Source organism: Chitinophaga sancti, assembly GCF_034087045.1.
Classification (GTDB): Bacteria; Bacteroidota; Bacteroidia; order Chitinophagales; family Chitinophagaceae; genus Chitinophaga; species Chitinophaga sancti_B.
The window spans coordinates 2282375-2305285 of record NZ_CP139247.1; the positions used below are offsets into that span (position 1 = coordinate 2282375).

Consider the following 22911-nt stretch of genomic DNA (forward strand, 5'->3'; position numbering starts at 1 on the left):
ATGAACAAACTAGTAGAAAAGATAGTTGGCTTTGCACTAAAGAACCATACGCTGGTATTGTTCTTTACTTTCCTGCTGATTGTAGCTGGTGTAGTCGCCATTAAGAATACATTGATAGAAGCCTATCCGGATGTGACCAATACCCGTGCCCGTATTATTACACAATGGTCGGGCCGGAGTGCGGAAGAGATAGAGAAGTTTGTGACATTGCCTATTACGAAAGAGATGAGCACTATTCCGGGTAAGACGGATGTGCGTTCTGTTTCACTCTTTGGCTTGTCTGTCGTGACGGTGAATTTCGAAGATAATGTAGAAGATTTTTATGCACAGCAATATGCGGGTAACCGCATGCGGAATGTGGATCTGCCTGCTGGTGCAGATGCAGAAATAGAACCACCGTATGGTGCAACGGGAGAGATATTCCGGTATGTGATCAGGAGTAAAGACAGACCGATCCGTGATTTGTCTGCCCTGCAGGAATGGGTGATCAGCAGGGAATTGTTATCAGTACCAGGTGTAGCAGATGTGAATAGTTTTGGAGGGGAAGAAAAGAGTTATGAGATCAGGGTGAATCCAACAGAACTATCGAACTACGGGTTGACGGCATTGGATGTATTTCAGGCGATTGGTAAAAGTAATATCAACGTAGGTGGCGATGTGATTCAGAAGGGGAGTCAGGCATATGTGGTACGTGGTGTGGGATTGCTGGAAAAGACAGCAGATATTGAGAACATCCTTATTACAAATGTAAAAGGCACCCCGGTGCTGGTGAAGAATGTGGCGAATGTAGTTGTGACCGGAAAACCAAGATTGGGTAGAGTAGGGTTGAACAGTGATGACGACCTGGTAGAAGGGATTGTGATCATGCTGAGAGGGGAGAATCCCAGTAAGGTAATTGAGAAATTGCGGGAGCGGATTGCAGATCTGAACAATCGTATTCTGCCCAAAGATGTAAAGATAGAACCGTTCCTGGACAGGACGGAGCTGGTAGATAAGACCATTACAACTGTTACACATAACCTTATAGAGGGGATTTTGCTGGTATCCATTGTTGTGTTTGTGTTTCTATATAACTGGCGTACTACAGTGATAGTGGCGTCCGTAATACCGCTGGCATTTTTGTTTGCCTTGCTTATGTTGCGGATACAGGGGCTGTCGGCCAATCTGATCTCCATAGGAGCAGTAGATTTTGGGTTATTGCTGGAGGGAACGATGGTGATAGTCGAGCATGTATTTGCCAGTATGGACAAGCGTGCCCGTGATATGGGCATGGAGGCATTCAACGCTATGCCAAAGGATGGTTTCATACAGGATAAAGCGAGAAGTGTGGCAAAGTCGATCCTGTTTGCACAAGTGATCCTGATCGTAGCGTTGATGCCTATTTTTACATTTCAGAAAGTGGAAGGAAAGATGTTTTCACCACTGGCCTTTACTTTGGGATATGCATTGTTAGGGTCACTGTTATTGAGTTTGACCTATGTACTAGTGATGTGTAAACTGTTGCTGAACAAGAATGTGGTAGACAGGCACAGTGCGGTGACGGAGTTTTTCAGGAAGATCATATTCAGGTTGTTTCAGTTTGCGACTAAGTACAGGAGGGGAACGATCATTGGTTTCTTTGTATTACTGGGTGGTTGTATACTGGGATTTGGCAGTATGGGAACGGAGTTTATACCAAAGCTGAATGAGGGTGCGATCTATATAAGAGCCACCCTGCCAAGTAGTGTGAACCTGGATGAATCGGTGCGATTGACGAAAGAGATGAAAGCACAGCTGCGGAGTTTTGATGAAGTACAATTTGTGCTGACACAGACGGGCAGGCCCAATGATGGTACAGATCCCACTGGTTTTTTCAATATTGAATTCCATGTGCAGTTGAAAGATGAGGGGCAATGGCAGCACCATATAACGAAGGAGCAGTTATTGGAACAGATGGAGGCGAAGTTGCGGGTGTATCCGGGGATTGTGTTTGGGTTTAGTCAGCCGATCATGGATAATGTGGAAGAGTATGTAGCGGGGGTAAAGAGTGCATTAGTCGCGAAGGTATATGGTAATGATCTGCCTTCACTGGAACGGACGGCGGATAGTATTGCTGCGGTGATCAAAGGAATCAGGGGGATTGAGGATGTGAATGTGTTCAGGAATATTGGTGCACCGGAATTGAGGATTAAGTTGAGTGAGGCGAGGATGGCAAGGTATGGTATCAGTATGGAAGATGCGCAGGCGGTGGTAGAGATGGCGATAGGGGGGAAGTCGGCATCTACATTCTATGAGGGAGAGCGGATGTTTGAGATCAGGGTGCGTTACGATGAGCATTTCAGACAATCGGAGCAGGAGATCAGGAATATATTGGTACCGGCGGCGGGAGATGCAAAAGTGCCATTGTCGGAGATCGCGGATATTGGGTTCTTTACGGGTCCTGCATTTATTTACAGGCAGGGGAGCAGCCGGTATATAGCGGTAGGTTTTTCAGTGAGGGGGAGAGATCTGGGAGGTACCATAGCCGAAGCGCAGGAGAAGGTAAAGAAGCGGGTGAAACTACCGGAGGCGTATAAGCTGGAATGGGCAGGAGAGTTTGAGAGTCAGCAGCGGGCTACGGGCCGGCTGGTGTATATAGTACCGATATCGTTGTTATTGATCGGGTTCCTGTTGTATATCAATTTCAATAACCTGAAGGATACTTTGTTGTCGTTGATAACGGTGCCGTTTGCTTTTATGGGTGGGTTCTTTTCGTTGTGGATCACGCATACCATATTCGGGATTTCGGCGGGTATTGGATTTATTATATTATTTGGCGTAGGAACGATAGATGGGATCATATTGATATCAGTGATGAAGAGTTACTGGGAGAAGGGGATGCCGTTGAAAGAGGCGATAGAAAATGGTGTGAAGGATAGGATCAGACCCGTATTTATGATAGCGGTGATGGGATCGTTGGGATTATTGCCGGCGGCATTGAGTCATGGCATGGGATCGGAGATCCAGAAGCCGTTGGCGATTATGATAGTGGGGGGATTGGTTGTGTGTATGCTATTGAGTCTGATGGTATTACCACAGTTTTTTTACTGGGCCTACAGGAAAAAATAAAGACCGGCATTATGCTTTTACCTTTGGCAAAAGCGTAATGCCGGTTGGGGTTGGGCCTGCGGCCGGCAATGAGATTATTTCTTTCTGGTCAGGTGAATTTCCATGCTTTTGATATCTTTTCCATCTTTGGTGTAGTACATTTCCACCATGTGGTGGTCATCGTCCTGGATGGTGAAAATCTCTTTCATGTCGATGTCTTTTCCCTGCATAGGGTCATAGCCTTTGCCGGCGAGGGTAAGTTTGTGGGTGGCATCGTTCCATGTGCCCTGGAGGAACATGATACCGGTACCCATGTTGTCGACCCATGAATTCTGGAAGATCTTTTTAGCATTGTCATAGGCGAGGAGGCCATGGCCTTCGAATTCCATGCCATCGATGTTGCCTTTGTGAACAGATTCCTGGTATCGGCCACCGAGGATCATTTTATTTTCGGTGGTGCCGGTAGATTTGGATGGCGGTGCGTCGGGGGCCATCCAGAAGGTCATTTCATAATCCCAGGTACCATCGGAATGTGCGAGCATCTGGTGAATTTTTCCCGGGGTCATGTAATCCATCCAGGCTTTTTGGGCGCCGGACTGATCCTGAGCGAGGATGTGGGTGGCGGCGAGGATGGGGAAGCATAATAGCAACAGACGTTTCATGATTTGGTGGATTTTAAGTATTAAAAGAACAAGGAAGATGAGGAGAAGGTTGAAGGCGGGGGCAACAATAAATTTATATGAAGAGGATTAGGAATTCCGGTAAATTCCATTAGATTTGCGAGAGAGGGTGCTGGAACTCATTTGTTAGCCTTCCCTATTACTTAAATACCAGCAAAAGTTTTGCAATAGAATTGTAAAATTTTAACCCCAAATAGATGATAATAGCAAAAAGGATGCCCGAAAGCAAATTCTTTTTGTGATTTATTATATTATTATATACCTTTGCATCCCCTTCAAAAGGTATTTTTTTTCTTCCTTTTAGTTTTGGGAGTCTCGGAAGAGACGAGACGTTTTAACCAAATTAAATTTTCAACATGGCAAAAGAGATCGCTACGTACGTGAAATTGCAGGTTAAAGGCGGCGCTGCCAACCCTGCACCTCCAATTGGTCCAGCCTTGGGTTCCAAGGGTGTGAACATTATGGAGTTCTGTAAGCAGTTCAATGCCCGTACCCAGGATAAAGCTGGTAAGGTATTGCCTGTGTTACTGACTGTTTACACAGATAAGTCTTTTGATTTCGTAATTAAGACTCCTCCTGCAGCTGTACAGTTGCTGGAAGCAGCCAAATTGCAGAGTGGTTCCAAAGAGCCAAACCGTAACAAGGTTGGTAAAGTTACCTGGGCTCAGGTAGAAGCTATCGCAACTGATAAGATGGCTGACCTGAACTGTTTCACCAAAGAGAGCGCCATGAAGATGGTAGCTGGTACTGCCCGTTCTATGGGTATTACTGTGGATGGTAACGCTCCATGGAGCAACTAATTGTTTCACCTGTGTATAACGGGTTAACTTTTTAAAACATTTTGCAATGGCAACTAAGAAAAGAAAAGTAGCTGATACAAAAGTGGACAAGAACAAGATCTACTCCCTGAAGGAGGCGTCCACAATTGTAAAAGACATTAACTGCACTAAGTTCGACAGCTCTGTCGATTTACATATCCGTCTGGGCGTTGATCCCAAGAAAGCAGACCAGGCTATCCGTGGTTCCGTAACGCTTCCCCACGGTACTGGTAAGACTAAACGTGTTCTGGTACTTTGCACGCCTGACAAAGAGGCTGCTGCAAAAGAAGCTGGAGCTGATCACGTTGGTTTGGATGAGTATATCCAGAAAATCGAAGCTGGCTGGACTGATATCGATGTAATCGTAGCTACACCAGCTGTGATGCCAAAGATTGGTAAGCTGGGTAAGATCCTGGGTCCCCGTAACCTGATGCCTAACCCTAAGACTGGTACTGTTACTAATGATGTAGCGGCTGCGGTGAACGAGGTGAAAGGTGGTAAGATTACCTTCAAGGTAGACAAGGCTGGTATCATCCATGCTTCTATTGGTCGTGTATCATTTGCTCCTGAAAAGATCGAACAGAACTCTCAGGAACTGATCAACGCTATCATCAAGCTGAAACCTGCTACTGCTAAGGGTACTTACCTGAAAGGTCTGGCTATGGCGAGCACAATGAGCCCAGCCATCACGGTTGACACTAAATCTGTTCAAAACTAACTGATTCGCCGGCTGGCAGATCGACAAACTGAGAAAAGCTATGAACAAAGATCAAAAAAATGAAGTGATTGAACTGCTGAAAAGTAAGTTCGCTCAATATAACAACTTCTACATCACAAACACTGAGTCTCTGACTGTAGCGCAGGTAAACAATTTGCGCAGGGTTTGTTTTGATAAGAACGTGGAAATGAAGGTGGCTAAGAACACCCTCATCAAGAAAGCATTGGAATCTCTGGATGCTGAGAAATATTCAGGTGTATTTGATGCACTGAATGGTGTAACTGCCCTGATGTTCTCTGATTCTCCAAAAGAACCAGCGCTGATCATCTCTACTTTCCGTAAGGAAAACAAGAAAACAGAAAAGCCTGAGTTGAAAGCTGCATTTGTAGGTGATGAAATCTACACTGGCGATGCTCAACTGGCTAACCTGATTAAGATCAAGACTAAGAACGAACTCATTGGAGACGTTATCGGTCTGTTGCAATCTCCTGCTAAGCGTGTTATCGCTGCTTTGCTGGAAAAAGGCAAGAAGGAAGAAGCAGGTGAAACTGTTGCTCCAGCGGCTGAATAAGCTGAAAGTGAGTTTAATAAACTCACGACCAATAAATTATGGCTTCCAAGTCACAATATAAATCATCAATCTAACATTCAAATTCTTAAAAACATTATACAATGGCAGACGTTAAAGCATTAGCCGAACAATTAGTAGGTTTAACTGTTAAGGAAGTACAAGAACTGGCAGACGTTCTGAAGAGCGAATACGGTATCGAACCAGCTGCTGCTGCAGTTGTAGTAGCTGCAGGTGGTGGCGAAGCTGCTGCTGCAGAAGAAAAAACAGCCTTCAACGTTATCCTGAAATCTGCGGGTGCTAGCAAACTGAACGTAGTTAAGATCGTTAAGGATCTGACAGGTCTTGGTCTGAAAGAAGCTAAGGAACTGGTAGACGGTGCTCCTAAGGAACTGAAAGCAGGCGTTAGCAAGGCTGAAGCAGAAGACCTGAAAGCTAAGCTGACTGAAGCTGGCGCTGAAGTTGAAATTCAGTAATTCTTTGCTTAAGGATACCTCTTTATAAAGGTCAAAAGTGCTTTTTGGCACTTTTGGCCTTCTTCCCTTTGGGAAAGTGTCTTTTTCGAAGCGTCAAAAAAGGGGAAATCACCGGGTCGGTGGATTTGACAATCAGGAGAAGACAGAAATTTTTGAGGGTAATTGGCAAAGAATCCTTAATTTCCCCGATTCATGTTGTGATCTACACCTCACAATATTATATAAGTTAATATAACTGCTAACTTCGAATATGTCTCTAAAAAAAGCCCAAACAAGTGAAAGAATAAACTTTGGAAAGATCAAACAAGTAACTGAGACACCGGATCTGTTGGCTATCCAAATTCAATCTTTCAAGGATTTCTTCCAGTTAGAAACCACACCAGACAAGCGTAACAATGAAGGCCTTTTTAAAGTATTCAAGGAGAACTTCCCGATCACAGATACCCGCAATATCTTCAATCTGGAGTTTCTGGACTACTTTGTAGACCCTCCGCGTTATACCATAGAGGAATGTATTGAGCGTGGGCTTACCTATTCTGTACCGCTGAAGGCAAAATTGCGCCTGAGCTGTAACGATGAGGAGCACGTAGACTTCCAGACGATTGTGCAGGACGTGTTCCTTGGGAACATACCCTACATGACTCCGAGAGGTACTTTCGTGATCAACGGAGCCGAACGTGTAGTTGTATCTCAGCTGCATCGTTCTCCTGGTGTATTCTTCGGTCAATCTATCCACCCGAACGGTACCAAGATCTACTCTGCAAGGGTGATTCCGTTCAAGGGCGCGTGGATGGAGTTTGCAACTGACATCAACAATGTGATGTATGCATACATCGACCGTAAGAAGAAATTCCCCGTAACTACGCTGTTACGTGCTATCGGGTACGAAACGGATAAGGACATCCTGCAGCTGTTCGGGATGGCTGATGAAGTAAAAGCAGACAAGAAGAGCCTTGATAAATACGCTGGCAAGAAACTGGGTGCCCGTGTACTAAGAAGCTGGGTAGAAGATTTCGTTGATGAAGATACCGGTGAGGTAGTGAGCATCGAACGTAACGAAATCGTGCTGGAACGTGATAGCATCCTCGACGAAGCGAACATTGAGACGATCGTTGATATGGGTGTGAAGAGCGTATTTGTGCAGAAAGAAGAGGTGAGCGGCGACTTCTCTATCATCTACAATACTTTAAATAAAGATACATCTAACTCCGAGCTGGAAGCCGTTCAGCACATCTACCGCCAATTGCGCGGTGCCGATGCGCCGGATGATGAAACAGCAAGGGGTATCATTGATAAATTATTCTTCTCTGACAAGCGTTATGACCTCGGTGATGTAGGCCGTTATAAGATCAACAGGAAACTGGGTCTGCCTACTCCACTGGACATGAAGGTGCTGACCAAAGAAGATATTATCGCGATCATCAAGTACCTGGTACAGCTCACTAACAGTAAGGCGGAAATCGATGATATCGATCACCTGTCTAACCGTCGTGTTCGTACTGTAGGTGAGCAGTTATATGCTCAATTCGGTGTTGGTCTGGCTCGTATGGCCCGTACCATCCGCGAAAGAATGAACGTTCGTGATAATGAAGTATTCACCCCGGTAGACCTGATCAACGCGAGGACATTGTCTTCCGTAATCAACTCTTTCTTCGGTACCAGCCAGTTGAGCCAGTTCCTGGATCAAACCAACCCGCTGTCTGAGATCACGCACAAGCGTCGTATCTCCGCACTGGGCCCCGGTGGTCTGAGTCGTGAAAGAGCAGGTTTCGAGGTACGTGACGTACACTATAGCCACTACGGCCGTCTTTGTACTATCGAAACACCGGAAGGTCCAAACATCGGTCTGATCTCTACCCTTTGCGTACACGCTAAGGTGAATGATATGGGCTTTATCGAAACTCCATACCGTAAGGTACAGGATGGTAAAGTTGATATGGATAAAGTGAAATTCCTGAGTGCTGAAGAAGAGGATAGTGTGAAGATCGCTCAGGCAAATGCTCCACTGGATGAAGCAGGTAACTTTATCAATGAAAAGGTGAAATCCCGTGAAACCGGTGACTTCCCTATTCTGGACAGAGGAGAAGTAGAATATATGGACGTAGCTCCGAACCAGATCGTGGGTCTGAGCGCTTCCCTGATTCCGTTCCTCGAGCATGATGATGCCAACCGTGCGTTGATGGGATCAAACATGCAACGTCAGGCAGTACCGCTGATCAATCCACAGGTGCCTATCGTAGGTACTGGTCTGGAAGGAAAAGCAGCCCGCGATTCCCGTCTGCAGATCACTGCTGAAGGTCGTGGTGTGATTGAATTCGTTGATGCCAATGAAATCCATGTTCGTTACGAGCGTGACGAAATGCAGAAACTGGTATCATTCGAAGATGATCTGAAGATTTACCACCTGACTAAATTCGTTAAAACCAACCAGAGCACCTGTATCAACCTGCGTCCTGCCGTTAAGAAAGGACAGCAGCTGGAATTCGGTGACTTCCTGACTGAGGGTTATGCAACCCGCGGCGGTGAACTGGCCCTGGGTCGTAACATGAAAGTGGCGTTCATGCCATGGAAAGGTTACAACTTTGAGGATGCGATCGTAATCTCTGAGCGTGTAGGCCGTGAAGACCTCTTCACTTCTATACACATCGATGAATACGAGCTGGAAGTACGTGACACTAAGCTGGGTGAAGAAGAACTGACACCAGATATTCCAAACGTAAGTGAGGAAGCAACCAAAGACCTGGATCAGAACGGTATCATCCGTGTAGGTGCACACATCAAGGAAGGCGACATCCTGATCGGTAAGATCACTCCCCGTGGTGAATCTGATCCTTCTCCTGAAGAAAAACTGCTTCGTGCGATCTTCGGTGACAAGGCTTCCGATGCGAAAGATGCTTCCCTGAAGGCACCTCCAAGCACAGAAGGTGTGGTGATCGACAAGAAATTGTTTAGCCGCGCTAAGAAAGATAAGAACTCTAAGACCCGTGAAAAAGCGGCCCTGGAGAAATTAGAAAAAGTACACCAGAAGAACGAAGAAGACCTGTTGGAAGTGCTGATGAGTAAGCTGTTGACACTGCTGAAGGATAAAACCTCTCAGGGTATCACCAACACTTACGGTGAAGTACTGATCTCTAAAGGCTCTAAGTTCTCTTCCAAGAATCTGGCGAACATCGACTTCCAGAACGTGAACCCACTGGGCTGGACAACAGATGAAGTAACCAACGATCAGATCAACACACTGCTGCACAACTTTAACATCAAGTACAATGAAGAACTGGGACGTTACAAACGTGAGAAGTTCAACATCAGCATTGGTGATGAGTTGCCAGCCGGCGTACTGAAACTGGCTAAGGTTTACCTGGCTAGCAAACGTAAGCTGAAAGTGGGTGATAAGATGGCGGGTCGTCACGGTAACAAGGGTATCGTTGCCAAGATTGTACGTGATGAAGACATGCCATTCCTGGAAGACGGTACACCAGTAGATATCGTACTGAACCCACTCGGGGTACCTTCCCGTATGAACCTTGGACAGATTTACGAAACTGTACTGGGTTGGGCAGGTCTGAAACTGGGTATCAGGTTCGCTACGCCAATCTTTGATGGTGCTACTACAGAAGAAATCGCAGATTATATCGATACTGCAGGTCTGCCAAGCTTTGGCCATACTTACCTGTATGATGGCGAAACCGGTGAGCGTTTCCACCAGAAAGCTACCGTGGGTGTTATCTACATGCTTAAGCTGAGCCACATGGTGGATGACAAGATGCACGCCCGTTCTATCGGACCATACTCTCTTATTACCCAGCAACCGTTGGGTGGTAAGGCGCAGTTCGGTGGTCAGCGTTTTGGTGAAATGGAGGTGTGGGCACTTGAAGCATACGGTGCGTCCAACATTCTGCAGGAGCTGTTAACCATTAAATCAGATGACATTGTGGGCCGTGCCAAAGCTTATGAGTCAATCGTGAAAGGCGATAACATCCCGAAAGCAGGCGTACCTGAATCATTCAACGTATTGATTCACGAGTTACGTGGTCTGGGTCTGGATCTGAAATTTGAATAGTAGTTTAAGCTATAAATAGCTACAAGCTGCAGGAAGCAGTCCCGAAAAAAGGGGCTGGCGGCCTGTGGCTTGCAGCTTGTAAAGCCGGAACTCTTTTTCCCATGTGAATTTTCTTTAAACAACATACAATGGCCATCAAGAAAGAAAATCGTCCTAAATCAAACTTTAATAGCATTACCATTAGTCTGGCGTCTCCGGATAGTATCCTGGAGCGTTCTTATGGCGAAGTGCTGAAGCCGGAAACCATCAACTACCGTACTTATAAGCCGGAGCGTGATGGTTTGTTCTGCGAAAGGATATTCGGCCCTGTAAAGGACTATGAGTGCTATTGCGGCAAATACAAACGTATCCGTTATAAGGGTATCGTGTGCGACCGCTGTGGTGTGGAAGTGACTGAAAAGAAAGTACGTCGCGAAAGAATGGGCCACATCCGTCTGGTTGTACCTGTTGTTCATATCTGGTATTTCAAATCCCTTCCAAATAAGATCGGTTACCTGCTGGGTATGAGCTCCAAGAAACTGGAGACTATCGTGTATTATGAAAGATACGTGATTATCCAGGCTGGTGCTAAACAGGAGAAAGGCCTGAATTATGGCGACCTGTTAACTGAAGAAGAATATCTCGACATCCTGGATACCCTGCCAAAGGATAACCAGCTGCTGAGTGATGATGATCCTAATAAGTTCATCGCTAAGATGGGTGCGGAAGCTGTAGAAATGATGCTGGCCAGAATTGATCTGGATAGCCTTTCTTACCAGCTGCGTAACCAGGCTGCTACTGAAACCAGCCAGCAACGTAAAGCGGAAGCCCTGAAACGCCTGAGCGTAGTAGAAGCTTTCCGTGAAGCAAATGGTCGTGTTGAAAACCGTCCTGAATGGATGGTAATGCAATATATCCCTGTTGTTCCACCAGAACTGCGTCCGTTAGTTCCATTGGATGGTGGTCGTTTCGCGTCTTCTGACCTGAACGATCTGTACCGCAGGGTAATTATCCGTAACAATCGTCTGAAACGCCTGATCGAAATCAAGGCACCAGAGGTGATCCTGCGTAACGAAAAACGTATGCTGCAGGAAGCGGTTGACTCCCTCTTCGATAACAGCCGTAAATCAAATGCGGTGAAAGCGGAAGGTGGTCGTGCCCTGAAATCACTCTCTGATGTACTGAAAGGTAAACAAGGTCGTTTCCGTCAGAACCTGCTCGGTAAACGTGTTGACTATTCCGGTCGTTCCGTAATCGTGGTTGGTCCTGAACTGAAGCTGCACGAATGTGGTCTGCCAAAAGATATGGCAGCAGAGCTGTTCAAACCATTCATCATCCGTAAACTGATCGAAAGAGGGATCGTTAAAACGGTAAAATCTGCGAAGAAGCTGGTAGACAGGAAGGAAGCAGTAGTTTGGGATATCCTTGAAAACGTACTGAAAGGACACCCGGTAATGCTGAACCGTGCTCCTACGCTGCACCGTCTCTCCATCCAGGCATTCCAGCCTAAACTGGTAGAAGGTAAAGCGATCCAGTTGCACCCGCTCGTGTGTTCTGCGTTCAACGCGGATTTCGATGGTGACCAGATGGCGGTACACGTACCGTTGAGCAATGCTGCGATCCTGGAAGCACAACTGTTGATGCTGTCTTCACACAACATCCTCAACCCACAGAATGGTACGCCAATCACCCTGCCTTCACAGGACATGGTCCTTGGTCTGTACTACATCAGTAAAGGAAAGAAATCTACCCCTACTGAAAAAGTAGAAGGTGAAGGAATGGCTTTCTATTCTGCTGAAGAGGTAATCATCGCTTACAACGAACAGAAAGTGAACCTGCACGCAAATATCCGCGTAAAGGCAAACATCCGTAACGAGAAGGGTGAGTTGGTGAACAAGCTGATCGAAACGACAGTAGGTCGTGTGATCTTTAACCAGCACGTTCCAAAAGAAGCTGGTTATGTAAACGCACTGCTGACTAAGAAATCATTGCGTGAGATCATCGGTGACATCATTAAATTTACCGATATCCCGAAAACTGCGAAGTTCCTGGATGATATCAAGCAATTAGGTTTCCGTACGGCGTTCCGTGGTGGTCTGTCCTTCAACATCAATGACCTGATCATCCCTGAGGTGAAACAGGTAATGATCGACAGCGCATCTAACGAAGTGGACGAAGTATGGGATAACTATAATATGGGTCTGATCACGAATAACGAACGTTATAACCAGATTATCGATATCTGGTCCCGTGCAGATACCAAAGTAACTGAAACGCTGATCCGTGAGCTGGCGAATGACAAACAGGGCTTCAACTCTGTATACATGATGCTTGACTCCGGTGCGCGTGGTTCCAAACAGCAGATCAAGCAGCTGGCAGGTTTGAGAGGATTGATGGCCAAGCCACGTAAGAGTGGTTCTACTGGTTCAGAGATCATCGAAAACCCGATCCTGTCTAACTTCAAGGATGGTCTGAACGTATTGGAATACTTCATCTCTACGCACGGTGCGCGTAAAGGTCTTGCGGATACGGCGTTGAAAACAGCGGATGCTGGTTATCTGACCCGTCGTCTCGTAGACGTTGCACAGGACGTAGTTATCAACGAAGAAGATTGTGGTACCCTGCGTGGTATTGCTACTTCAGCGCTGAAAGACAATGAAGAAATCGTAGAACCATTATACGATCGTATCCTGGGTCGTACATCCCTGCAGGACGTATTCGATCCTCATACTGAGGAGGTGATCGTTGAAGCAGGTGGTATAATCGATGAGGATATCGCTCACCGTATCGAAAACAGTGCGATTGATACTGTTGAGATCCGTTCCGTACTGACTTGCGAAAGCCGCAGAGGTGTATGTGTGAAGTGTTATGGTAAGAACCTGGCAACCGGTTATACGACTCAGCGTGGTGATGCCGTAGGTATCATTGCAGCACAGTCCATCGGTGAGCCTGGTACCCAGCTGACACTGCGTACCTTCCACGTGGGTGGTGTGGCTGGTTCTACATCAGTAGATACTGGTCTGGCTGCTAAATTCGAAGGTACCGTACAGTTTGATGGTCTGCGTACCACTACATACGAAAACAACGATGGTGATAAAGTACAGGTGGTAATTGGCCGTACTGGTGAATTACGTATCGTAGACGTGAAGAACGATCGTCTGCTGATCACCAACAACATCCCTTACGGTTCTACACTGCTGGTGAAAGATGGCCAGAAGGTAGCGAAAGGTGATATGATCTGTACATGGGATCCATACAACGCCGTTATCGTATCTGAAATCGCTGGTAACATCCGTTTCGATAGCATCATTGAAGGTATCACCTTCCGTGAAGAAGCTGACGAGCAGACAGGTCACCGTGAGAAAGTGGTTATCGAAACCAAGGATAAGAATAAGATCCCATCCCTGTTCGTAGATGGTAACAAGGAAGTGAAATCTTATAACTTACCAGTAGGTTCACATATCGTAATCGAAGAAGGTGAAGCTGTAAAAGCGGGTCAGGTAATCGTGAAGATCCCACGTATCCTCGGTAAACTGAGAGATATCACGGGTGGTCTGCCACGTGTAACTGAACTGTTTGAAGCACGTAACCCAAGCAACCCTGCTATCGTATCTGAGATTGATGGTGTGGTAGCCTTCGGTAACATCAAACGTGGTAACCGTGAGATCATCATCGAAAGCCGTGAAGGTCAGATCAAGAAATACCTGGTGCCATTGACACGTCATATCCTGGTACAGGATGGTGACTTCGTGAAAGCAGGTACTGCGCTGTCTGATGGTTCTATCACGCCTGCAGATATCCTCTCTATCAAGGGTCCATTTGCCGTACAGGAATACCTGGTAAATGAGATTCAGGAGGTTTACCGCTTACAGGGTGTGAAGATCAACGACAAGCACATTGAGGTGATCGTACGCCAGATGATGCGTAAGGTGAACATCGAAGATCCGGGCGATACCCGTTTCCTCGAAGGAGATACCACAGACAAGTTTGAATTCTTTGAAGAAAACGACCATATATTCGATAAGAAGGTAGTAACAGATGCTGGTGAATCAACTTTGTTGAGAGCTGGTCAGATCGTTACCCTGCGCCAGGTAAGAGAAGAAAACTCTCTGCTGCGCCGTTCGGACAGGAAACTGGTTGAGTTCCGCGATGCGAAACCAGCTACTTCCAGCCCGCTGCTGCAAGGTATTACCAAGGCGTCTCTGGGTACACATAGCTGGATCTCTGCTGCGTCCTTCCAGGAAACCACGAAGGTATTGTCTTCTGCTGCCATCAACGGTAAGATAGATGACATGCTGGGTCTGAAGGAGAATGTGATCACAGGTCACCTGATCCCTGCAGGTACAGGTTTACGCGAGTTCGAAAACATGATCGTAGGTTCCAAAGAAGAATACGATATCCTGGCATCTTCCAAAGAAGTGTTCCAGTTCGACGAAGAAGAATAAGCGAAACGCTCAAACCATAAAAAAATGTCCCGTGCGTAGTGCCGGGACATTTTTTTTACGTGTAACTTTCGGGCAATTTCTATAAATAGGTTTGATTGTGAAAAAATTCATTGTAATACTGGTCATCATAGCAGGGATCTATGCTTGCAACAAGGATAGTGATAGCTCTATACCTGACACTACATCTTATTTGAATGTGTTTGTGGCCAACCCGGATGCCAGCTATGATATTGTATTGGATACTACCTCTATGGGCACTGACTTGTCTCTGGGAGAGTATACCGGTTATAAATCATTTACTGCAAAGCGTTATACTTTGTGCATTTTTGCCACCGGCGACAGGGAAGATACATTGATACAGGGGCAGATCAGTTTGCGTAATAACCATTATTACACAATATACTTCGAGAAGAACCACAACAATATATTGCAGTTGCTGACCACTGAAGATAAAATGGGTGCAACAAGCAGCAAGACAGTAGGTTACCTGCGTGTAGTGAACCTGAGTGATAGTTATGACGCTACTGGAACTACGGCAACCATCATGGATTTTGGTATCGATGGTACGGAGTTTTTTTCCAACATTGGTTACCTGGGATACTCTGTTTTCAAGGAGATCACACCGGGTGCCCATTCACGTGATATACGGGATGCTGATTCAACAAGTCTGAATACAGGTGATTTCAACATTGAGGCAGGGAAGAGTTATAGCTGGATTGTATATGGAAATGCTTTGGTGGCTGACAGTTTTAAGGTAGTAACTTTTCAGCATAATTAAAATGTGAAAGAGTTGTTAAGAAACTGTGGACATTAGTATTATAACGTAAAAACCTTATTTTAGCCGTTTAATTTTTAAAATGTATTTAAGGAGATTAAAAAATCCACCTAACAACATGCGCACTAAACAAATTGTGAAAAGCGGATTATTGGCAGCATTTGCAGCCGCGACATTTATGGCTTGTAAACAACCTGTCAAGAAGGATACCGAATCATCAGCACCTGCCGCAGGTACAAGCGCTTCGACCGCTTCGAACGGTCTCGTTATTGCTTACGTGGATATTGATACTGTAGAAGCTTATTATAACTACTTCAAGCAAAAGAAAACTGAGCTGGAAACCAAACAGCAGGCTATTGAAAACGAACTGCAGGCAAATGTACGTGCATTGCAGAACGAAGCAGCTGATTTCCAACGTAAAGCTAACGGTATGACCCAGTCAGAAGGTGAAGCTGCTCAGCGTACCCTGTACCAGAAACAGCAACAACTGGAAGGCAAAGCACAGAACATGCGTGCACAGTATGCTGAACAGGAAAGTAAATTCAACGAGGAACTGCAGAAGAGACTGAACGATTTCCTGGAGAATTTCAACAGCGACAAGCGTTATGCATACATCTTGTCTTACCGTACAGGGGCGAGTAACATCCTGTTCAAAGACAAAAAGTATGACATTACTCCGGAAGTTATTAAAGGCCTGAATGAGGCAGATGCAGCTAAGGAGAAAAAATAAATAGTTGCTATAGCAAAAACATATAAAAAAGTTTTTAACTTGGAATCCCGTTCCGTGGAGCTTTAGATAAACTGAAGCATTTACGGAACGGGATTTTTGGTAGTTACAGGCCAGTTGCTTTTTTGAGTAATTCCACTGTGTATCTGGATGTAGTGCTACAATCAACAAAATCTAATTATGAGTAACCTGGACACAAATAACCATCAGACGGCTTTCCGTCCCAGCCTTAGTTTGCTGGATGCAACTATGATAGTAGCCGGATCGATGATCGGGTCAGGTGTATTTCTCGTATCAGCGGAGATCACCAGGTCCATTGGAAGTGCCGGATGGCTTACCCTGATGTGGGTATTAGGAGGTATTGTGACTATTATAGCAGCCGTTAGTTACGGCGAACTATCTGGTATGTACCCACGTGCTGGCGGTCAGTATGTGTACCTCAGAGAGGCTTATAATCCCTTTATTGCATTTTTATTTGGCTGGACGCAGTTCGGTGTCATACAGGCCGGTACGATAGCGGCAGTAGCTGTAGCATTTGCAAAGTATTCAGCGTTTATCATTCCATTCTTCAGTGAGGATAACATCTTGCTGGATCTGAAACTCTTTACCGTTTCGGCGGCCCAGGTACTGGCTATTATCTCAATAGTGGTACTAACCTGGATTAATACCAGGGGGATCAGGAATGGCAAGATTATTCAGACAGTATTTACACTGGCAAAACTGATATCGCTGTTTGGTCTGATCGTATTCGGGTTTTTCCTGGGGGCAAAGGCAGAAGTGTGGTCGGCTAACTGGGCACATGCCTGGGATGCGATGAGCGTGACAAAAGCAGCCGACGGCACAATCGTGACCACGGCGTTGTCTGGTCTGGCACTATTTGGTGCAGTGGCGATTTCGATGAAAGGATCACTGTTCAGCAGTGACGCCTGGAACAATATTACTTTCATTGCGGCAGAGATCAAAAATCCACAGCGGAATATAGGCAGGGCATTGTTCCTGGGTACATTCCTGGTAACAATTGTGTATGTGAGTGCGAACCTGATGTATATAGCTGTGTTACCTTTACAGGAAATTGCATTTGTACCCAAGGACCGCGTCGCGGTTGCAGCAGCTACACATATCTTTGGAAACGAAGGTGCGATAGTGATTGCTATCATGATCATGGTTTCGACCTTTGGTTGTAATAATGGATTAACCCTGGCCGGCGCCCGAATCTACTACACCATGGCGCAGGACAAATTATTCTTCAAAAAGGCAGGAGAACTGAACAAGTTTAATGTTCCCGCCAACGGATTATGGATTCAATGCCTGTGGGCTTCTTTGTTATGTTTGACTGGGAAATACGGAGATTTGTTGACCATGGTAATATTCGGGGTATTGATATTTTATGTGATCACTATCCTGGGTATTTTTATCCTTCGCCGTAAGCAACCGGATTTGCCACGACCTTATAAAGCATTTGGTTATCCTGTATTACCTTTGTTGTATATAATAGTTGCGGCATCATTAGCGTTGTTATTACTGAAATTTGAGTTCAACTATGCTATATCAGGACTGGGTATTATACTGTTAGGTATCCCGGTATACTATGTGGCGATGGCGCGGTCAAAATAGCTAGAGAAGACAAGAAAAAACTAATGTGACACAAAAGTTGTATGTAAAATGGTTGGAAATTTATGCGACTGTTGTGGAAATTTCAGTGAATTGATGTAATTTGCATAAAGACTTCCGAGAGGACCCGACGAATTGGTTTGTGTGTAACCCATGACAAACACGTATGAATAGAAAACCCTTTGTCAACACTGTGTGTACCTGGTGTGGAATCTTATCATAGTCATCACAACAACAAACGCGAGCCCGCGGCAATATAGATCGATAAGGATGGAGTGAGTGCCAACGACTTTAGGATTGTGTGTAAACAAGTATTGTTGCATAAGATAATGTAGTATAGAACCTTGTCATTGTTGCCCGGCTGGGTGTAGCGAAATTTCCGGAAGACTAAATTTAAATTCAAAAAGACATTTTCTGATTTTATAAATCATTTAAGATATTTTTCTCATTAGGTGGGGGCTTTTAGATATGTTAAGATCTGGAGCCCCATGGTAAACCATTAAAAGCCTACACGATTTGCATTCTCGAACATTCACATGACAATCTTAACAACAAGCGTAAGGTATCTACCCTACGCTTTTTTTTTGCTCCTATGTTAAGCAATTATTAACTCCATTTTTTGATTAGTACTCCCTCATATTTGCAACGTACTCTCTATGCTGACCACAAAAACAGTATTCGTTTATCGCCATAAAAATGAACATTGACAATTCACTACTAGAAAAATACTTTAAGGGTAACTGCACGGACGTAGAGGTGAAGTTGGTAGAAGCTTATCTCAGTCAGCCTGCAATACCAGAAGCAGATGCGTGGTTTGAACAGGTGTATGAAGAGAGTGCTGCTACCCCGGTTGTAAGTATGAAGCGGGCAACCTACCGCAGGTGGTATGGCGTGGCAGCTGCAATAGCGGTATTGATCAGTTTCGGTATATGGATGTGGCAGTGGCAGCAAAAGGGCATGGATAAACATATGATGGCCATGAAATGGGATACATTGGCAAATGCCGGTAATGATATAAAGCTCATGACTATGACAGACGGTTCTGAAGTATGGCTGGCACCACATTCATCCGTTATTTATAATCAACAATATAACGATACAAGTCGTGAGCTATGGCTGGAAGGTGAGGGATATTTTAATGTGAAGCATGACCCCAGTCGTCCGTTCAGTGTCCAGACCGGTCATTTGAAGACCACTGCCCTTGGTACTGCTTTTAATATTGCTACGAACAACAAAGCTGATGGCACGATAGAAGTAAGTTTGCTGGAAGGAAAGGTATCTGTAGCAACATCCACGTTTTCATGTATCCTTCATCCGGGTCAGATGATTGCCTTCAATAATAACACAACGCAATTATTACCAGTTACTTTTAACAGACAGGAAGTAACAGATTGGAGACAGGGAAAAATAGTATTTGATCAGACGCTTTTGGAAGATGCATTTGCCCGGATACAGGCACGTAAAGGTTGTAAGATTATTGTAGATCCTGCATTTAAAGGAAAGAAAAAAGTCTCAGGCATATTCCCGGCCTCCACGCCGGTTGAAAGTATACTGGAAGCAATGCAATATGTGCATGGTTTTAAAATTGAGAAAAGAGGAACAAACACGTATGCGATCGTAACACCTTAAAATAATATTTAAAAGACACAACTTAATAACTGTACTGGCGCCTGAATGCGCCATGAAGGGGACAACCCGCACCTATCATTTTTAACATAAACGCAATTCTAAAGTATGCAAAAATCTACAAACAGATTTTGTAATGGGGAAGTTATGCATTCCTGGAAGGCTTTCCTGTTGTGTTTTTTACTCACAGGGAGTACTGTGGCGCTGTCTGCGCAATCCTACCAATCTCTGAATGACAAGGTATCTGTAAACCTTGCAAACACGAATGCAGCAGCTGTTGTAAAATCGCTTGAACAACAAACAAAGTACACTTTCGCTTACGATCCTGAGTACCTGCAACATTGTGCATTGGAAGAAGTGAAATTCAATTCGCAGTCCTTATCTGCAGTATTACATTACCTGGATGACTATGCACCAATTGACATCACTTACGCGAACAATACTGTGGCACTGAAACAAGGCAGACAGCTTCGCAATGCCGCCCTTGAAAAAGGCCGTGTAACAGGTAAGATCGTAGATAGTAAAAACGAACCTTTACCAGGTGTAACTATCCTGGCTAACAATGGTCAGGGCGCTGTGACCAGTGTAGATGGTACTTATGATCTGAGTCTGAATCCGGGTGTGTATACCCTTACATTTAGCTATGTATCTTTTGATACCCGGCAGATCACTGAGGTGAACGTGGCTGCAAAAGGTGTGACACCGCTGAATGTAGTGATGAAAAGTACTGGTTCCCGTTTGAAAGAAGTTACTGTAACTGGTAATTACAAAAGAGCATCTGTAGAAGGGTTGTATGCTATCCAGAAAAATAATGCAGGTATTACGGATGGTATCAGTGCTGAACAGATTAGCCGTACGCCTGACAAGAATATCGGGGAAGTGTTGAAACGTGTGAGTGGCTTGTCGACTATGGAAAATAAATACGTAGTAGTTCGTGGTCTGAGTGAAAGATACAACCAGGCAGTACTGAACAATCAGGTAATGCCAAGTACGGAGTTGAATAGAAAGAATTTCAGCTTCGACATTATTCCTGCTAACATCGTAGAGAATGTTACTGTGGTAAAGACACTTACTCCTGATCGTAGTGCTGAATTTGGAGGCGGTCTTGTAGAGGTGAATACATTAGATATTCCGACACAGAATTTCTTAAACATAGCAGTGGGTGGAAGTACCAATAGCCTGACTACCGGAAAGAATTTTCAATCCCTGCAGTTAGATGGTAGTGAGTATTGGGGAAAAGCAGCACCACATCGCGATCTGCTGGGTAAGCTGGATTGGAACAGTACTGCGGAAATTAAAGCTGCTTATAGTACAAAAGGAAATGAAGCTACCGCATTCAATAATAACTGGGGTGTGTATGAAATGAAAGCTCCGGTTTCTCAGAACTATCAGCTCTCTGCCGGCAGAGTATTCAATGCGGGCTCAAAGAATCAGTTTGGCTTGGTGGTATCTGCAAGTTATCGCAATACTTTTCAGACACAGGATATCAGAATGAGCCGTGATAATTTCGATGGTAAAGTAAATGCGGATGATCCGGATCGTGCGGGTTTCAGCGGCAAGCGTTATGGCTTAACCACTAACCTGGGCGGACTGGCAGGTATTGGATTCAGATCACCACGCACACGTCTGGGGTTTCAGACATTATTCCTGCGCACGTATGATCAGCAATTGATTATAGGGAAGGGACAACACTCTGATCCAAGTGGATTGCTGCTGGGGTACTACGACCTGACTACACAGACAGACATGTGGCAGCATCAGTTGAAAGGTGAGCATTCTATTGGCAATAAAGGTATTAGGTTCAAATGGATGGGTAGTTATTTAGTGATGGACAAACAGAAGCCTGATAATCATCAGCTGTTGGCTAATGTGGTTGAGGATGATAAACTGGAATCCAATGAATTCAACATCAGTTCTCCATTTAGTAGTGGTATCAGTTCAGGTGCTTTACGCTGGTGGAGCAGAGCGTATGAGAAGAATTACAACTGGGATGCTGCTTTGTCAGTACCGTTCAATTTCAGTCCCGGCAATTTTGTTTCACAGAATATTTTCAAAGTGGGATATGCCGGTTGGAGCAAAGACAGGCTGTTTTATGTGTTGAACACCGGTTCTCAAAATTATAATACAACGGATTATCCGCCACTGGCAAAGACATTTGTTCCCGAAAGAGGTGGTAGCATTTACATCAGTGATTACTCTGATGATTTTCACAAAAAAGCGGCATTGCATGGAATGTACCTGATGCTGGATGATAAGATCGGAGATAGATGGCGACTGGTATGGGGACTGAGAGCAGAGTATTACAACCTGAATAAAGCGAATGACGCACTGGATTCTTTGTTCCATTATATCAACAGCACACGTGGTACTGACGAGAAATTTGACTATAGTGAATTAACGAACAGAGAGCCAAACTGGAATTTCTTCCCATCTGTGAATCTGACTTATAGTATGACACCTACTATGAACCTGCGTTTGGCGTATTCGAAGAGTATCATTCGTCCTGACCTGCGTGAGATGTCATTCTTTAGAGAATACGATTTTGAATTAGGTGGTATTTACCAGAGTGAGCTGGTGAGGTCCACGATTGCGCACCACTATGATTTCCGTTACGAATGGTATCCGGGTGCGGGAGAAGTGATTTCAATGTCCCTGTTCTATAAGAAGTTTGGATACTCCATGGAGATATACAATGATGAGCAGAGTGGAGGTATCTATAACCTGAAGAATAATAAAGATGCAAAGAACTATGGTCTGGAAGTAGAGGTGCGTAAGTCCCTTGCTTTTACAAAAGTGCCTGTATTACGCAACATCGTGCTGTATGGCAACTTTACTACACTGAGAGCTTATGTAACTCCGATGGATGTGAATTACAATGCGATTGATCCCAATAATCCATTGAAGGTAACGCCGATTGAAACGGTGGGTAAGGAAGAAAGAAGACCACAGACTGGTGCCAGCAACTACATGATGAATGCGGGTATCTTCTATGATGTGAAGCCTGCTTCTGTAAGCCTTGTGTACAATTATATTTCAAACAGAATGTTCCGTCCGGATGAAGCATATATCTATTCGCTGTATGAGCGTCCATTGGAATCGCTGGATGCACAACTGGCAGTAAGATTTTTGAAACAAAAAGGTGAGGTGAAACTGAATATTGCAAACCTATTGAACAGTTCATCTCTTGTATATCGAAATAGTTATAGTGATGGAGATATCACTAATGGAAAAAAGACACCTTCCACGAAAGAATTGCTGTATCAGAATGGGAAAGATCTGATCAATTATGAAGCGAAGCCAGGCCGTACTTATAGCATTACAATCAGTTACAAGTTTTAGTAAACGCGTTTCTCATATATAAC

The 22911-nt window shown here is 44.8% G+C and carries 13 protein-coding genes; 12 read left to right on the top strand and 1 reads right to left on the bottom strand.

The genetic code is table 11. From position 1 onward, the window contains the following. Positions 1 to 3087: a CusA/CzcA family heavy metal efflux RND transporter gene (locus SIO70_RS09710; protein WP_320580674.1), complete on the top strand. Its 3087-nt coding sequence runs from the start codon at positions 1 to 3 to the stop codon at positions 3085 to 3087. A gap of 74 nt (positions 3088 to 3161) precedes the next feature. Here the strand turns inward: SIO70_RS09710 and SIO70_RS09715 are convergent, their stop codons facing one another. Then, the gene (locus SIO70_RS09715; RefSeq protein WP_320580675.1) at positions 3162 to 3728 is read right to left on the bottom strand and encodes a DUF1579 domain-containing protein; all 567 of its coding nucleotides are present in this window, start codon (positions 3726 to 3728) and stop codon (positions 3162 to 3164) included. 374 nt (positions 3729 to 4102) lie between these two features. Between SIO70_RS09715 and rplK the strand changes: the two genes are divergently transcribed. From rplK to SIO70_RS09770, 11 genes are all read left to right on the top strand, one after another. Beyond that, the gene (rplK, locus tag SIO70_RS09720) at positions 4103 to 4546 is read left to right on the top strand and encodes a 50S ribosomal protein L11 (protein WP_072360740.1); all 444 of its coding nucleotides are present in this window, start codon (positions 4103 to 4105) and stop codon (positions 4544 to 4546) included. A 46-nt stretch (positions 4547 to 4592) separates the two neighbouring features. Further along, on the top strand, positions 4593 to 5282 hold the full coding sequence (rplA, locus tag SIO70_RS09725; RefSeq protein WP_072360742.1) for a 50S ribosomal protein L1: 690 nt from the start codon (positions 4593 to 4595) through the stop codon (positions 5280 to 5282). A gap of 40 nt (positions 5283 to 5322) precedes the next feature. Next, the gene (gene rplJ / locus SIO70_RS09730) at positions 5323 to 5853 is read left to right on the top strand and encodes a 50S ribosomal protein L10 (RefSeq protein ID WP_320580676.1); all 531 of its coding nucleotides are present in this window, start codon (positions 5323 to 5325) and stop codon (positions 5851 to 5853) included. 101 nt (positions 5854 to 5954) lie between these two features. After that, a complete protein-coding gene (gene rplL, locus SIO70_RS09735; protein WP_083720868.1) occupies positions 5955 to 6326 on the top strand; it encodes a 50S ribosomal protein L7/L12 in 372 nt (123 codons plus the stop codon). Positions 6327 to 6576: 250 nt separating this feature from the next. After that, positions 6577 to 10386, top strand: a complete 3810-nt coding sequence (gene rpoB / locus SIO70_RS09740) for a DNA-directed RNA polymerase subunit beta (protein WP_320580677.1) — start codon at positions 6577 to 6579, stop codon at positions 10384 to 10386. Between the two features lie 128 nt (positions 10387 to 10514). Continuing rightward, positions 10515 to 14810 (top strand): DNA-directed RNA polymerase subunit beta', encoded by a 4296-nt coding sequence (gene rpoC, locus SIO70_RS09745; RefSeq protein WP_320580678.1) that lies wholly within the window; start codon positions 10515 to 10517, stop codon positions 14808 to 14810. Positions 14811 to 14907: 97 nt separating this feature from the next. Beyond that, on the top strand, positions 14908 to 15588 hold the full coding sequence (locus SIO70_RS09750) for a DUF4397 domain-containing protein (protein WP_320580679.1): 681 nt from the start codon (positions 14908 to 14910) through the stop codon (positions 15586 to 15588). A 115-nt stretch (positions 15589 to 15703) separates the two neighbouring features. Further along, entirely contained in the window at positions 15704 to 16315 is a 612-nt protein-coding gene (locus tag SIO70_RS09755; RefSeq protein WP_320580680.1) for an OmpH family outer membrane protein, read from the top strand. A 177-nt stretch (positions 16316 to 16492) separates the two neighbouring features. After that, positions 16493 to 17926 (top strand): APC family permease, encoded by a 1434-nt coding sequence (locus SIO70_RS09760; protein ID WP_320580682.1) that lies wholly within the window; start codon positions 16493 to 16495, stop codon positions 17924 to 17926. Positions 17927 to 18619: 693 nt separating this feature from the next. Then, a complete protein-coding gene (locus SIO70_RS09765) occupies positions 18620 to 19552 on the top strand; it encodes a FecR family protein (RefSeq protein ID WP_320580683.1) in 933 nt (310 codons plus the stop codon). Between the two features lie 144 nt (positions 19553 to 19696). Further along, complete coding sequence (locus tag SIO70_RS09770) at positions 19697 to 22888, top strand: TonB-dependent receptor domain-containing protein (protein ID WP_320580684.1); 3192 nt, start codon at positions 19697 to 19699, stop codon at positions 22886 to 22888. The last annotated feature ends 23 nt before the right edge of the window (positions 22889 to 22911 follow it).

Excerpts from the sequence above, each read along its gene's own strand:
- SIO70_RS09715 (WP_320580675.1), bottom strand. The coding sequence starts at position 3,728 with ATGAAACGTCTGTTGCTATTATGCTTCCCCATCCTCGCCGCCACCCAC.
- rplA (WP_072360742.1), top strand. The coding sequence starts at position 4,593 with ATGGCAACTAAGAAAAGAAAAGTAGCTGATACAAAAGTGGACAAGAAC.
- SIO70_RS09760 (WP_320580682.1), top strand. The coding sequence starts at position 16,493 with ATGAGTAACCTGGACACAAATAACCATCAGACGGCTTTCCGTCCCAGC.
- rpoC (WP_320580678.1), top strand. The coding sequence starts at position 10,515 with ATGGCCATCAAGAAAGAAAATCGTCCTAAATCAAACTTTAATAGCATT.
- SIO70_RS09770 (WP_320580684.1), top strand. The coding sequence starts at position 19,697 with ATGCATTCCTGGAAGGCTTTCCTGTTGTGTTTTTTACTCACAGGGAGT.
- SIO70_RS09765 (WP_320580683.1), top strand. The coding sequence starts at position 18,620 with ATGAACATTGACAATTCACTACTAGAAAAATACTTTAAGGGTAACTGC.
- SIO70_RS09710 (WP_320580674.1), top strand. The coding sequence starts at position 1 with ATGAACAAACTAGTAGAAAAGATAGTTGGCTTTGCACTAAAGAACCAT.
- rpoB (WP_320580677.1), top strand. The coding sequence starts at position 6,577 with ATGTCTCTAAAAAAAGCCCAAACAAGTGAAAGAATAAACTTTGGAAAG.
- rplJ (WP_320580676.1), top strand. The coding sequence starts at position 5,323 with ATGAACAAAGATCAAAAAAATGAAGTGATTGAACTGCTGAAAAGTAAG.
- rplL (WP_083720868.1), top strand. The coding sequence starts at position 5,955 with ATGGCAGACGTTAAAGCATTAGCCGAACAATTAGTAGGTTTAACTGTT.
- rplK (WP_072360740.1), top strand. The coding sequence starts at position 4,103 with ATGGCAAAAGAGATCGCTACGTACGTGAAATTGCAGGTTAAAGGCGGC.
- SIO70_RS09755 (WP_320580680.1), top strand. The coding sequence starts at position 15,704 with ATGCGCACTAAACAAATTGTGAAAAGCGGATTATTGGCAGCATTTGCA.